9 protein-coding genes and 1 pseudogene are annotated in these 12,525 nt (G+C 66.0%); 6 read left to right on the plus strand and 4 right to left on the minus strand.

Annotation, left to right across the window (positions count from 1 at the left end):
• Window positions 1-520 precede the first annotated feature (520 nt).
• On the minus strand, window positions 521-2,626 hold the full coding sequence (locus tag I5M_RS16585) for a S9 family peptidase (protein ID WP_022722415.1): 2,106 nt from the start codon (window positions 2,624-2,626) through the stop codon (window positions 521-523).
• A 130-nt stretch (window positions 2,627-2,756) separates the two neighbouring features.
• On the opposite strand from I5M_RS16585, the gene I5M_RS16590 reads away from it, so the two are divergent.
• From I5M_RS16590 to I5M_RS29955, 6 genes and pseudogenes are all read left to right on the plus strand, one after another.
• Entirely contained in the window at window positions 2,757-3,632 is an 876-nt protein-coding gene (locus I5M_RS16590; protein WP_031336698.1) for a dihydrodipicolinate synthase family protein, read from the plus strand.
• Between the two features lie 368 nt (window positions 3,633-4,000).
• Complete coding sequence (locus I5M_RS16595; protein ID WP_022722417.1) at window positions 4,001-6,334, plus strand: xanthine dehydrogenase family protein molybdopterin-binding subunit; 2,334 nt, start codon at window positions 4,001-4,003, stop codon at window positions 6,332-6,334.
• A 196-nt stretch (window positions 6,335-6,530) separates the two neighbouring features.
• Window positions 6,531-7,151: a LemA family protein gene (locus tag I5M_RS16600; protein WP_022722418.1), complete on the plus strand. Its 621-nt coding sequence runs from the start codon at window positions 6,531-6,533 to the stop codon at window positions 7,149-7,151.
• A gap of 15 nt (window positions 7,152-7,166) precedes the next feature.
• Window positions 7,167-8,078 carry a YgcG family protein gene (locus I5M_RS16605; protein ID WP_022722419.1) on the plus strand — a complete coding sequence of 304 codons (912 nt, stop codon included), beginning with the start codon at window positions 7,167-7,169 and terminating at the stop codon, window positions 8,076-8,078.
• Window positions 8,079-8,085: 7 nt separating this feature from the next.
• The gene (locus tag I5M_RS16610; protein WP_022722420.1) at window positions 8,086-8,583 is read left to right on the plus strand and encodes a TPM domain-containing protein; all 498 of its coding nucleotides are present in this window, start codon (window positions 8,086-8,088) and stop codon (window positions 8,581-8,583) included.
• 57 nt (window positions 8,584-8,640) lie between these two features.
• Window positions 8,641-8,990: pseudogene (locus I5M_RS29955) on the plus strand (DUF1491 family protein).
• 9 nt (window positions 8,991-8,999) lie between these two features.
• Here I5M_RS29955 and I5M_RS16620 read toward each other — a convergent pair.
• From I5M_RS16620 to I5M_RS16630, 3 genes are all read right to left on the minus strand, one after another.
• A complete protein-coding gene (locus tag I5M_RS16620) occupies window positions 9,000-9,968 on the minus strand; it encodes a DUF2336 domain-containing protein (protein WP_022722421.1) in 969 nt (322 codons plus the stop codon).
• An 82-nt stretch (window positions 9,969-10,050) separates the two neighbouring features.
• Window positions 10,051-11,331 (minus strand): sodium:proton antiporter NhaD, encoded by a 1,281-nt coding sequence (gene nhaD / locus I5M_RS16625; RefSeq protein ID WP_022722422.1) that lies wholly within the window; start codon window positions 11,329-11,331, stop codon window positions 10,051-10,053.
• 221 nt (window positions 11,332-11,552) lie between these two features.
• On the minus strand, window positions 11,553-12,525 hold a 973-nt coding region (locus tag I5M_RS16630), incomplete at its 5' end, for a polysaccharide deacetylase family protein (protein WP_022722423.1).

Raw genomic sequence — 12,525 nt, forward strand, 5'->3', positions numbered from 1 at the left:
CCCGTCCAGTTGGCCGACAACTGGCGCCTCGACCACCGCTTCAAGCCGGTGATGAGCAAGCCGACACGGGAGCGGAAGCTGGCCGGATGGGCGCGCGCGGTGAGGGGGCTGCTGGCGAGCGACGAGGGGGAGTGAGAGATGTTGTAGGGCGGATAAGCGAAGCGCCATCCGCCACGCTGCGTCGCAATCGACGTTGGCGGCGGATGACGCCTTCGGCTTATCCGCCCTACGCGCTTCGCTCGTCATTCCGGGGCGCGAGCGCAGCTCGCGAACCCGGAATCCATACTCCCCTGCGCTGGCGGTGGAGCTCAAAGCCGCGACCCTCTTACTAATCAAAAGCGAACGTAGCCCGGATGGAGCGACGCGAAATCCGGGACTGCGTTGATACTGACATCCCGGATTACGCTACGCTCCATCCGGGCTACAGTGAGTAGGGCGGATAAGCGAAGCGCCATCCGCCAATCTTCGCCGCAATCGACGTCGTCGGCGGATGACGCCTTCGGCTTATCCGCCCTACCTGCTACGCCTCCGCCAGCCCCACCGCCCACAGCGCGAACGCATAGACGATTGCGACCTCGTCCAACCGGCTGAAGCGTCCCGAGGCGCCGCCGTGGCCGGCGCCCATGTTGATGCGCAGCAGCACCGGGCCGCCGCCCGTCATGGTGGCGCGCAGCTTCGCCACCCATTTGGCCGGCTCCCAATAGGTGACGCGCGGATCGGTCAGCCCACCCATCGCCAGGATCGCCGGATAGTCCTTGGCGGCGACGTTGTCGTAGGGCGAATAGGACAGAATGGTCTTGAAGTCCTGCTCGCTGGTGATCGGATTGCCCCACTCGGGCCATTCCGGCGGCGTCAGCGGCAGCGTGTCGTCGAGCATCGTATTCAGCACGTCGACGAACGGCACCTCGGCGACGATGCCGGCGAACAATTCGCCCGAGCGGTTGGCGACCGCGCCCATCAGCATGCCGCCGGCGCTGCCGCCATGGGCGACGATGCGCTTCGGCGACGTGTAGTTGGCCAAGATCAGCGCGCGCGCGCAGGCGGCGAAATCGTCGAACGAGTTGGTCTTCTTGGCGCGCTTGCCGTCGAGATACCAGCCCCAGCCCTTGTCGGCACCGCCGCGGATATGGGCGATGGCATAGACGAAGCCGCGATCGACCAGCGACAGCGCATTCGCCGAAAAGCCCGCCGGCATGGCGTGGCCGTAGGAGCCGTAGCCGTAGAGCAGGAGAGGTGCCTTGCCGTCGATTGCCAACCCCTTGCGATACAGGATCGACACCGGCACCTCGGCGCCATCGTCGGCTTTCGCCATGATCCGGGTGGTGACGTAGTCGGCCGGGTTGTGGCCGGAGGGGATCTCCTGGCGCTTGCGCAGCACGCGCTGCCGCGTCGCCATGTCGTAGTCGTAGACTTCCGACGGCGTCGTCATCGACGAATAGGAGAACCGCAGATTGGTGGTGTCGAACTCGTAGCCGCCGACGGTGCCGAGCGAGTAGGCGGTCTCGGCGAAGGCGATGGCGTGTTCTTCGTTGGTCGCCAGATCCCGGATGGTAATCGACGGCAGCGCGTTGGCGCGCTCCAGGCGAATGAGGTGGCCGGTGGTGAGATCGAAATCGATGATGTAGACGCCGTCGCGATGCGGAATGAGGTCGCGCCAATTGGCGCGCTCCGGCGAAGCCAGCGGCGCAGTCACGATTTTGAAGTCGATGGCGCCGTCCGCATTGGTGAGGATGAAGAGCTGATCGCCGCGGTCGCCGATCGAATACTGCACGCCCTCTTGGCGCTGCGCGACGAGGCGCGGCGGTGCGGTCGGATCGGCGAGGTCGATCAAACGTTGCTCGGAGGTCTCGTGATCACCGCCGGCGATCACCGCGAAACGGCCGCTGGTGCTCTCGTGAATGTGGGTGAACCAGCCGGAGTCCTGTTCCTGATAGATCAGCACGTCGTCGGCCTGCTTGGTGCCGAGTCTGTGTAGCCACACCTGCATCGGACGATGATTGTCGTCGAGCTTGACGTAGAAGAACGCGGCATTGTCCAGCGTCCACACCACGCCGCCGTCGGTCTCCTCGACCACATCTGCCAGGTCCTGCTTGGTCGCCCAGTCGCGCACCCGGATGGTGTAGTATTCCGAGCCCTTGGTGTCGGCGCTCCACGCCTCCAGCTTGTGATCGAGCGAGTGCCGCCGGCCGCCGAACTGGAAGTAATCGGTGCCCTTGGCGAGTTCGTCGCCGTCGAGGATGATATCAGGCTCGCCACCATCGCGCGGCGTGCGGCCGAACAGCGGATGCTGGCCGCCCTCGCGATATTTGCGCAAGTAAGCGTAAGGTCCGTCCGGCGCCGGCACGCTGGAATCGTCCTCCTTGATGCGGCCGCGCATCTCTTTCACCAGCGTCTTCTGCAGCGCCTCGGTGCGCCCCAGCACGGAATCGGTGAAGGCGTTCTCGGCTTCGAGATAGGCGCGGATATCCTTGTCGAGCAGCGACGGGTCGCGCAGCACCTCCTGCCAGTTCGCATCCTTCAGCCAGGCGTAGTCGTCGGTCAGGGTGATGCCGTGATGGGTGAATTGGTGCGGACGGCGCGGCGCCACGGGCGGTTGCTGGGCGTCGCGAGGGGAGGAGGTCGGCATCTTCAGGCATTCCCGTTGATCAAGGGTGGGCAGGGCAGGCTTAGCAGAGTTTCGGCCTTGCGGCGCGCTTCGCTTTGCGCTCGAAAGACGGCGAATGCTGGTTGATCCGGCGCGGGCGAGGGAGGATCGGATGAGCGAGTTTCACGGCGTGTTTCCCTATCTGGTGTCGCCGCTCGATGCCGAAGGCCGCGTCCGCGCCGATGTGCTCGGCCGGCTGTGCGACGATCTGATCAAGGCCGGCGTCCACGGGCTGACGCCGCTCGGCTCGACCGGCGAGTTCGCCTATCTGGACGCCGCGCAGCGTGAGGCAGTGGTCGAAGCCACCATCGAGGCGGCGGGTGGCCGCGTGCCGGTGGTGGCCGGCGTGGCCTCGACCTCGACGGCCGACGCGGTGGCGCAGGCCAGGGTGTATCAACAGCTCGGCGCCGACGGCATCCTGGCCATCCTCGAAGCCTATTTCCCGCTGAAGGACGCGCAGGTCGAAAGCTATTTCCGCAGCATCGCGGACGCGGTCGACGTGCCGGTGGTGATGTACACCAACCCGCAATTCCAGCGCTCCGACCTGACGCTCGACGTCATCGCCCGGCTCAGCGAACATCCGCGCATCCGCTACATCAAGGATGCCTCGACCAACACCGGGCGGCTGTTGTCGATCCTCAACCGCTGCGGCGACCAAATGCGGGTGTTCTCGGCCTCGGCGCACATCCCGGCTGCGGTGATGCTGATCGGCGGCGTCGGCTGGATGGCCGGCCCGGCCTGCATCGCACCGCGCCAGAGCGTGCAGCTCTACGAGCTGTGCAAGGCGCAGCGCTGGGACGAAGCGCTGACGCTTCAACGCAAGCTGTGGCGCGTCAACGAAGCCTTCGCCACATTCAACCTCGCCGCCTGCATCAAGGCCGGCCTGACACTGCAAGGCTACGACGTCGGCGACCCCGTGCCGCCGCAGGCGGCGTTGAATGCAGAGGAGCGCAAGGCAGTGGAGAAGGTGCTGGCGGAGATCGCGTAGTAGCTCCGATCCGCGGCGCAACCCCTCCCCCTTGCGGGGAGGGGTAGGGGGTGGGGGCCCCCGGGCACTGATCTTGATCGGCTGCACCGGTGCTGCTGCAAGGGTGCTCATGAACAAATGCCTTCCTCGTTGCCCCCCACCCCCGACCCCTCCCCGCAAGGGGGAGGGGAGAAGAGGCGCTTCCCACCACCGTCATTCCGGGGCGCTTGCGAAGCAAGCGAACCCGGAATCCCGAAATGTTCTGCGCGAGGCAGATTCCGGGTTCGCGAGCTGTGCTCGCGCCCCGGAATGACGGACCAGCACCCCTCTTGGCGTACCGCTGCGTTCTCCGCTAAAACCTCGGCCAAGAAAGCAACAAAGGAAATGGCATGAACATTCTCCCCAGCACCATGCGGTTCGGCGCGGGCCAGCCCGTGAAGCGTCTCGAGGACCAGCGCCTGCTGACCGGCCACGGCGCCTATCTCGACGACAAGCCCGCCGACGGCGCGCTGTTTCTGGTGCTGATGCGTTCGCCCCATGCCCACGCCAGGATCGTGTCGATCGACACCGAGGCCGCCAAGGCGATGCCCGGCGTCGAGCGGGTGCTGACCGGGGCCGATCTGGTCGCCGACGATGTCGGCACGCTGCCGACCCTGCCGATCTTCAAGCGTCCGGACGGCTCGGCGATGCTGCTGCCGCCGCGCCGTCTGCTGGCGCACGAGAAGGTTCGCTTCGTCGGCGAGCCGGTTGTGGCGGTGATTGCCAGCTCGCAAGCCGCCGGGCAGGCTGCGCTCGAGGCTGTCGTCGTCGAATACGACGAGTTGCCGGCGATCACCGACCTCGTCGCGGCAGCCCAGCCGGGCGCCCTGAAGGTGTGGGACGACACCCCCGACAACATCGTGGCCGGCATCACCTATGGCGACGCCGCCAAGGCCGATGAAGCTTTCGCCAAGGCCGCCCACACCGTGTCGCTCGATATCGTCAGCCAGCGGCTGGTGCCCTCCGCAATGGAGCCGCGCGCGGTGATCGCCGAGATCGAGAAGAAGACCGGCCGGCTGATCCTGCACGCCCAGACCCAGACCCCTGGCCAGACCCGCGACGCGCTCGCCGAAGCCATCCTGAAGCGGCCGAAGGAGTCGGTGCAGGTGCTGGTCGGCGATATCGGCGGCGGCTTCGGCCAGAAGACCGGCGTGTATCCCGAAGACGCGCTGGTCGCCTATGCGGCGGTCAAGCTGAACCGCACGGTGCGCTGGCGCGGCGATCGCACCGACGAGTTCGTCGGCGGCACCCATGGCCGCGACCTGACCTCGACCGCGTCGCTGGCGCTCGATGCCAAGGGCCGCGTGCTGGCCTATCGGGTGGAGTCGTTCGGCGGCACCGGCGCCTATCTGGCCGGCGCTGGCGTGATCATTCCGCTGGTGCTCGGCCCGTTCGTGCAGACCGGCGTGTACGATCTGCCGCTGGTGCATTTCGACATCAAGGCGGTGATGACTCACACCGCGCCCGTCGGCGCCTATCGCGGCGCCGGGCGTCCGGAGTCGGTGTACATCATCGAGCGCTTGATGGACGCCGCCGCCCGCAAGATGGGGATGGATCCGCGCGCCATCCGCAAGGTCAACTACATCAAGCCGTCGCAGCTGCCCTACACCAACGCGGTCGGCCAGGTTTACGACTCCGGCGCCTTCGCGCATCTGATGGAGCGCGCCGCCGAACTATCCGACTGGGACGGCTTCAAGGCGCGCAAGAAGGAAGCGCAGAAGAAGGGCCTGCTCTACGGCCGCGGCGTCACCAGCTACATCGAGTGGACCGGTGGCCGCGCTCACACCGAGAACGTCAAGCTGCACGCCACCGCCGAAGGCCGCATCGTGCTGCATTCCGGCACGCAGGCGATGGGGCAGGGTCTCGAAACCGCGTACTCGCAGATGATTGCCGCCGCGCTGGAGATTCCGATCGACAAGATTGACGTCGTCCAGGGCAACACCGATCTGGCGATCGGCTTCGGCAGCGTCGGCTCGCGCTCGCTGTTCGTCGGCGGCACTGCTGCAGTGGTGTCGTCGGCCGACATGATCGCCAAGGCGCGCGAGAAGGCCGCCAACATCCTCGAAGCCTCGGTCGAGGACATCGAGTACTCGGCGGGCACGCTGACCATTGCCGGCACCGATCGCAAGATTAGCCTGTTCGAAATCGCCGCCAAGGAGAAGGGCGCCACGCTCAGCGTCGACTCCACCGGCGAAGTCGACGGCCCGTCGTGGCCGAACGGCGCGCATATCTGCGAAGTCGAAATCGATCCGGACACCGGCGTCGCCCGCGTGGTGCGCTACACCACGGTCGACGACGTCGGCAACGCGGTGAACCCGATGCTGGTGGCAGGCCAGATCCACGGCGGCGTCGCCCAAGGCGTCGGCCAGGCGCTTTACGAGAACGCGGCCTACAACGCCGACGGTCAGTTCATGACGGCGAGTTATCAGGATTACTGCATCCCGCGCGCCGACAATCTGCCGCCGATCAACGTCACGCTCGACCCGTCGGCGCCATGCAAGACCAACCCGCTCGGTGCCAAAGGCTGCGGCGAATCCGGCGCCATCGGCGGCCCGCCCTGCGTGGTTCACGGCGTGCTCGACGCTTTGGCGCCGCTCGGCATCACCAACCTGAACACGCCGCTGACGCCGGAGAAGATCTGGCGGGCAATTCAGGACGCGAAGGCTGGGAAGGCGGCGGCCTAAGCCACATCGTCATTGCGAGCCGAAGGCGAAGCAATCCAGTTCCGTGCACCGGGCTGGATTGCTTCGTCGCTTGCGCTCCTCGCAATGACGAGGCCTGGAAAGTCGATAAGGCCGAACCATATCCGTCCAATAACCGACAAACGTCCGCAACCGGCATCTGCTATGCTGGGGGCCGGTTCGTGCTGGGAGAGAATCGATGCGGAAGTTTTTGACGGTACTGGCGGCGCTCGCCACGTTGAGCCTGTCGAATTGCGGCTACAACACCATCCAGAGCGAGGACCAGGAGGTCAAATCGACCTGGTCGGAAGTCGTCAACCAGTATCAGCGCCGTGCCGATCTGGTGCCGAACCTCGTCAACTCGGTGAAGGGCTTTGCCCAGCAGGAGAAGGACGTGCTGATCGGAGTCACCAACGCCCGCGCCAAGGTCGGCAGCGTTCAGGCGACGCCCGAGGTGCTCAACGATCCGGCCGCCTTCCAGAAGTTCCAGCAGGCGCAGGGTGAATTGTCCAGCGCGCTGTCGCGGCTGCTCGTCGTTACCGAGAACTATCCGCAGCTCAAGTCGGACGAGCTGTTCAAGAACCTGATGGCGCAGCTCGAAGGCACTGAGAACCGAATTACGGTGGCGCGCAATCGTTATATCAAGGCGGTGCAGGCCTATAACGTCACGGTGCGGTCGGTGCCGACCAATTTCACCGCCATGTTGTTCGGCTACAAGGAGAAGCCGAACTTCACCGTCGACAACGAGAAAGAAATCTCGACCGCGCCCAAGGTCGATTTCAACACGACGCCTGCTCCGGCACCGGCACCGGCGAAGTAAGCGCGGGAAGCGGCGATGCGCGCCGTGCGGAGGTCGGTCGTCGCGCTGCTGCTGTGCTTCCTCACGGCAGCATTCGCGACGTTGGCTCGCGCCGATGTCGCGGTGCCTCCGCTCACCGGCCGCGTCGTCGATCAGACCGGCACGCTCAGCAGCGATGCGGTCGCGCGTATCAACGACAAGCTGAAGGCGTTCGAAGCCCGCAAGGGCAGCCAGATCGCCGTGCTGATCGTGCCGACGACGCAGCCGGAGGCAATCGAGCAGTTCTCGATCCGTGTTGCCGAGGCCTGGAAGATCGGCCGCAAGAAAGTCGACGACGGCGCCATCCTGCTGGTCGCCAAGAACGACCGCAAACTGCGCATCGAGGTCGGCTACGGCCTCGAAGGCGCGCTGCCCGACGTCACCGCCAAGCGCATCATCGACGAGATCATCACGCCGAAGTTCAAGACCGGCGATTTCGCCGGCGGCATCGAGGCCGGCGTCGACCGGATGATGAGCGTGATCGACGGCGAGCCGCTGCCGGCGCCCGAGCCGCAGCACGAATGGTCTGCGCCGGAATCGTTCGACGATATTTCCGGCTGGGCCATTCCGCTGTTCTTCGGCACGCTGGTGCTCAACGGCTTTCTGCAGGCAATGCTGGGCCGCGTCGTTGCGTCCACACTCACCGGCGGCATCATCGGCGTCGTCGCCTGGGCGTTCGGATTGGTCTGGTACATCGCGCTGGTCGCCGGCTTTGCCGCCTTCGTGCTGACGATGTTCATTGATCTGTTCAACGGTCCGATGGCCGGGGGGCGGCGCCGCGGCGGCATGTCCGGCGGGACATGGTCGGGCGGCGGTTCGTCGTGGTCGGGCGGATCGAGCAGCGACAGCGGCGGTTTCAGCGGTGGCGGCGGCAGCTTCGGAGGCGGTGGCGCCTCCGGAAGCTGGTGAGGGCGATATGGGCATCCGACGCATCGGCAAACATCTGATGACGAGCCGTCGGCAGGTGGCGCGCGCGTTTCCGCCGGCATCGCTGGATGCGATCGAAAGGGCGATCAAGGCCAGCGAGGCCACGCACGCCGGCCAGATCCGCTTCGTCGTCGAAGGCGCGCTCGACGGAGCACCGCTGTTTCGCGATCAGCCACCGCGCGAACGCGCGCTCGACATCTTCTCCCAGCTCCGCATCTGGGATACCGAGCACAACAACGGCGTGCTGATCTATCTGCTGCTCGCCGACCGCGATGTCGAGATCATCGCTGATCGCGGCATCGACCAGCGGGTCGAGGCCGGGGAGTGGGAGCGCATCTGCCGGGCGATGGAAGCCGATTTCCGCGCCGGCCGCTTCGAGCAAGGCGTGCTGCGCGGCATCGACATGATCACGGCGCATCTCGCCGTGCACTTCCCCGGCGACGACACCGACCGGAACGAACTGCCGGACGCGCCCGTCATCGTCTGATCGGGCACGGCTCGATTTCGATAGCGGCGCGGCCGTAGCCGACCTACAAGCACATCCATGAGACTGAAGAGCGCAATCTGGGTCGCCGCCTATCTCCGCCGCTGCCAGACCGAGGGCGTCTACGGCGCCGTCAGTCGGCGCGGCGCTGAGGAGGCGGGCGCGGTGTTCGTCAAGGTGGCGCGGCTCGACGGCACGGCGACGCTGTATGTCCCGGCGCCGCAGACCGCCTATGAGGACAGCCCGGCCGTTTCGAGCGCATCTTCGTGCCTGCCACGCCCGAGCCGCAGCCCGAGGCCGCGGTCGATGAGCGGCTCGCCAAAGAGATCCGCTTTGATCCCGACGTCTGGATCGTCGAGACCGAGGACCGTGCCGGACGGCATTTTCTCGATCTGGCGAAGCCGAGCTGAATCTTCGAACTAACCGTTCGAATTCCGATTGGCGCGGGCCGCGGGCGAGAGCGGATGGACGGGCCAGGCGTGCGCGGCCGAGCTGCGCGCGCGGTGACGCTCGTCGTCATATAGGGCCGCGCGATATTTGGCGCGGGTCTGCGCCACCGTCGCGCCGCGCCACGCCGCCAGCATGATCAGCGCCGCGCGTTCGCTGAGCCGGTCGTAAAGCCGGGACAGCCGATACACCCAGTCGACCAATGTGCCTCGCTGCGGATCGAGGAACATCAGCACCTGCTCGAACGCAGCGCCGCCCATGCCCAGCGCCTTCAGCGCACAGGCGAGCGGCTCGCCGCCAGGGTCGCCGACGACGTGCTCGGCCAGCCTGGTCGACAGCAACAGTGCATTGCCGAGTTCGAGCGTGAAGTTCTCGCGATCTCCGACATAAGCCGCCATATGCAGCGCCTCGATGGCGCGCTGCGCACGCGACGAATGAATACGCGTCGCCGGGCGCAGCGGCGCCTCGGCCAAATTGCCGAGGATCAGCGCGCGTTCCCGCGTGTCGGCGGCGAAGAACATGTCGGCAAGCTGCGAAGCGTCGTCCGGCTGCATCGCCAGCGCCGCGATGCGCTGTTCGGCCTCGGTACGCGGCCGGGTCGGGACGTTCGACACGGGTGCCGACGGTGGCACGATCGATGGCGCGTCGGTGAACTCCGGCACGATGTCCTGCTGCAGCCCGAGCCGCAGGGCGATCGGGTGCGGCGTATGCGGATAGATCGACAGCCGGGCACGCACCACAGCGCGAGTCGCGTCGTCGACCTCGTCGATCAGCCGCGAGGTCAGTTCGACGAATTGCCGCTCCTCGGTCTCGGTATGCACGCCGGTCTGCACATAGAGGTCTGTCAGCACGCGCAGCAAGGTCGGTCGGATGTCGACGCCCTCGCGGCGCGACAGCGACATCAGTCCATCAAAGCCTGGAAACATTGTCGGCGCGGTCATGGCGGCACGAAACTGAACAACTGCGCCGAAACTACCCCGCCGGCTTTAACAGCGGCTTAATATTAACCCCTCGCTAAAGCCTTCAGCCCAGAAGCTGGTATTGAAGGATGTAAGCGGCGCAGCCGGCCAGATAGGCAATCAGCGCCAGCCCACTCACCTTGCGCAAGTACCAGAGGAAGTGGATCTTCTCGAGCCCCATCGCGGCGATGCCTGCTGCGGAGCCGATGATCAGGATCGAGCCCCCGGTGCCGGCGCTATAGGCGATGAAGTGCCAGAGGAAGCTGTCCGGCGGGTGCTGCGCCATGCCGTACATCCCCATGGCGGCGGCGACGAGCGGCACGTTATCGACCACCGCGCTGGCGAGGCCGAGCAGCATGACGATGACGTCGAGCCGGCCGACATGTGTGCCCAACCAGCTCGCGAGCGCCGCCAGCAGGCCGGAATGCTCGAGCGTCGCCACCGCGAGCAGGATGCCGATGAAGAACACCACCGAGGCCATGTCGATCCGCGTCAGCGCGTGCGCCAGCGTCAGCCGGCTCTTCTCCTCGGACGGCTTGTCGCGATGCAGCAGTTCGCCGACGGTCCAGAGGATGCCCAATCCGAACAGGATCCCCATGAACGGCGGCAGATGCGTGAGCGCCTTGAAGGCCGGCACCGCGACCAGCACGCCGAGCCCGAGGACGAACATCAGGTTGCGCTCGAATTTGCGGATCGAGCGGCCGGAATCGATCGGCGTCGCCGGCGCGACGATCGGTTGATCGCCGACGCGATAGCTGGTGATCGCCAGCGGGATCAGCAGATTGATGAAGGAAGGGGCGAAAACGCCCTTGATGATTGCGAGCGCGGTGATCTGGCCGCCGATCCACAGCATCGTGGTGGTGACGTCGCCGATCGGCGACCACGCGCCGCCGGCGTTGGCGGCGATCACGATGATGGATGCGTAGAGCAGCCGGTCCTTATCGCGCGCCAGCAGCTTGCGCACCAACGACACCATCACGATGGTGGTCGTGAGATTGTCCAGCATCGCGCTGAGGAAGAACGTGGTGAAGCCTATCAGCCACAGCAGCGTCGATTGCCGCGACGTCCTGACCAGCGAGGTGACGACTTCGAATCCGTTGTGGGCGTCGACCACTTCGACGATCGTCATGGCGCCGATCAGGAAGAACACGATCTGCGCGGTGGTGGCGATGCTTTCGTCGAGCTGGCGTTGGACCGCGGCGGTGTCGGGCGAGGCCAGACTGTAGATCGACCACAACAGGCCGGCGCCGACCAGCGCGACCGCGGCTTTGTTGATCCTGACCGGATGCTCGAAGGCGATCGCCGCGTAGGCACCGACAAAGACCGCAATGATCGCCGCGTTCAACTAAGCCTCCTCGTTGCCGCGAGGGAAAGCGCGGCTCACGGGCGCCACCCTAACGGCAGTTCGAGGCTGCGACGACCCGCCGCGGCTGCGACAATACGCCTATGCTTTGGGGCGATGCGCCGGCTTGATCGCCTGATTTATCGATCCGGCGGGTATCGGACAGCAGGTCGTGCGATATCGTATGGAGCGAGGCCGTCAACCGGCCTCGCTCCGATGATCTGTTACTTCGCGCTCGTGCTGACGGTGCGGACCACGCTGTTGATCGGTCGTGCATTGCTGGCGGCCGGCTGCGCCGGCGCCACCTGGGCGTCGTATTCGGGCAGTGTGGCGATCTTGTCCTTGGCGGTGATGAACACGATCTTGTAGCCGCCCGACTTGAGCTGGCTGAGGATTTCCGGCAGCGCCTGCGCGGTCGACTTCTGGAAGTCGTGCATCAGGATGATACCTTTGCCGGTCTTCTTCAGCTTGGTCATCACCGAGGTGACGAGCTGCTCCGGCTTGTGGATGCGGAAATCTTCCGAGTCGATGTCGATCGAGAAGGTCGCGATGTTGCGCTCGCCCAGATACGCCTTCAGCTCCGGCGTCTGGCGCAGCTGCGGGAAGCGGAAGAACGGCGCGGTCGGCTGGCCGGCGGCCAGCACGACCCCGCTGATGCCCTTCTCGATCTCCGCCTTGGCCTCGGCGAACGGCTTGATGGCGAGGTTGACGTGCGACCAGGTGTGCGAGCCGACCGTGTGACCGGCGGCGATCACCTGCTTGAGAATCTGCGGATGCCAGCTGGCGTGCTTGCCGATCGGAAAGAACACCGCCTTGACGCATTCGGCCGCGAGCGCATCGAGCACCGCGGGCGTATTCACCGGCCACGGGCCGTCGTCGAAGGTCAGCGCGACTTCGCCCGGCTGCAGGAAGTCGTAGTCGCGATACTGCGACAGGCCGAGTCCCGGACCGCCGGTGGTGTCGATTTCGACGGTGCGCGAAATGCCGAGCGCGTTGGGATTGGTACACGCCTTCTGGGCCGGTGGGGCCGGGGGCTGAAGCTGCGCCGGCGCGGGCTCCTTGGCCACGACAGGCTGCACGCTCGGCGCGGGCGACGCTGCGTTGGACGCTTCACTCTTCGGGCTCGGCCAACGATTGGAGATCGCGCCAGTGACGTCGGACGATGCGCTCGCGGTAGCGCCTGCGTCCGGCGTCTTC

The sequence above is a fragment of the Rhodopseudomonas sp. B29 genome, assembly GCF_000333455.1.
In the GTDB taxonomy this organism is placed as follows: domain Bacteria; phylum Pseudomonadota; class Alphaproteobacteria; order Rhizobiales; family Xanthobacteraceae; genus Rhodopseudomonas.

What these genes read in the sequence shown, in the direction of transcription:
- I5M_RS16590 (WP_031336698.1), top strand. Translation starts at nt 2,757, where the DNA reads ATGAGCGAGTTTCACGGCGTGTTTCCCTATCTGGTGTCGCCGCTCGAT.
- I5M_RS16600 (WP_022722418.1), top strand. Translation starts at nt 6,531, where the DNA reads ATGCGGAAGTTTTTGACGGTACTGGCGGCGCTCGCCACGTTGAGCCTG.
- I5M_RS16605 (WP_022722419.1), top strand. Translation starts at nt 7,167, where the DNA reads ATGCGCGCCGTGCGGAGGTCGGTCGTCGCGCTGCTGCTGTGCTTCCTC.
- I5M_RS16595 (WP_022722417.1), top strand. Translation starts at nt 4,001, where the DNA reads ATGAACATTCTCCCCAGCACCATGCGGTTCGGCGCGGGCCAGCCCGTG.
- I5M_RS16620 (WP_022722421.1), bottom strand. Translation starts at nt 9,968, where the DNA reads ATGACCGCGCCGACAATGTTTCCAGGCTTTGATGGACTGATGTCGCTG.
- I5M_RS16585 (WP_022722415.1), bottom strand. Translation starts at nt 2,626, where the DNA reads ATGCCGACCTCCTCCCCTCGCGACGCCCAGCAACCGCCCGTGGCGCCG.
- I5M_RS16610 (WP_022722420.1), top strand. Translation starts at nt 8,086, where the DNA reads ATGGGCATCCGACGCATCGGCAAACATCTGATGACGAGCCGTCGGCAG.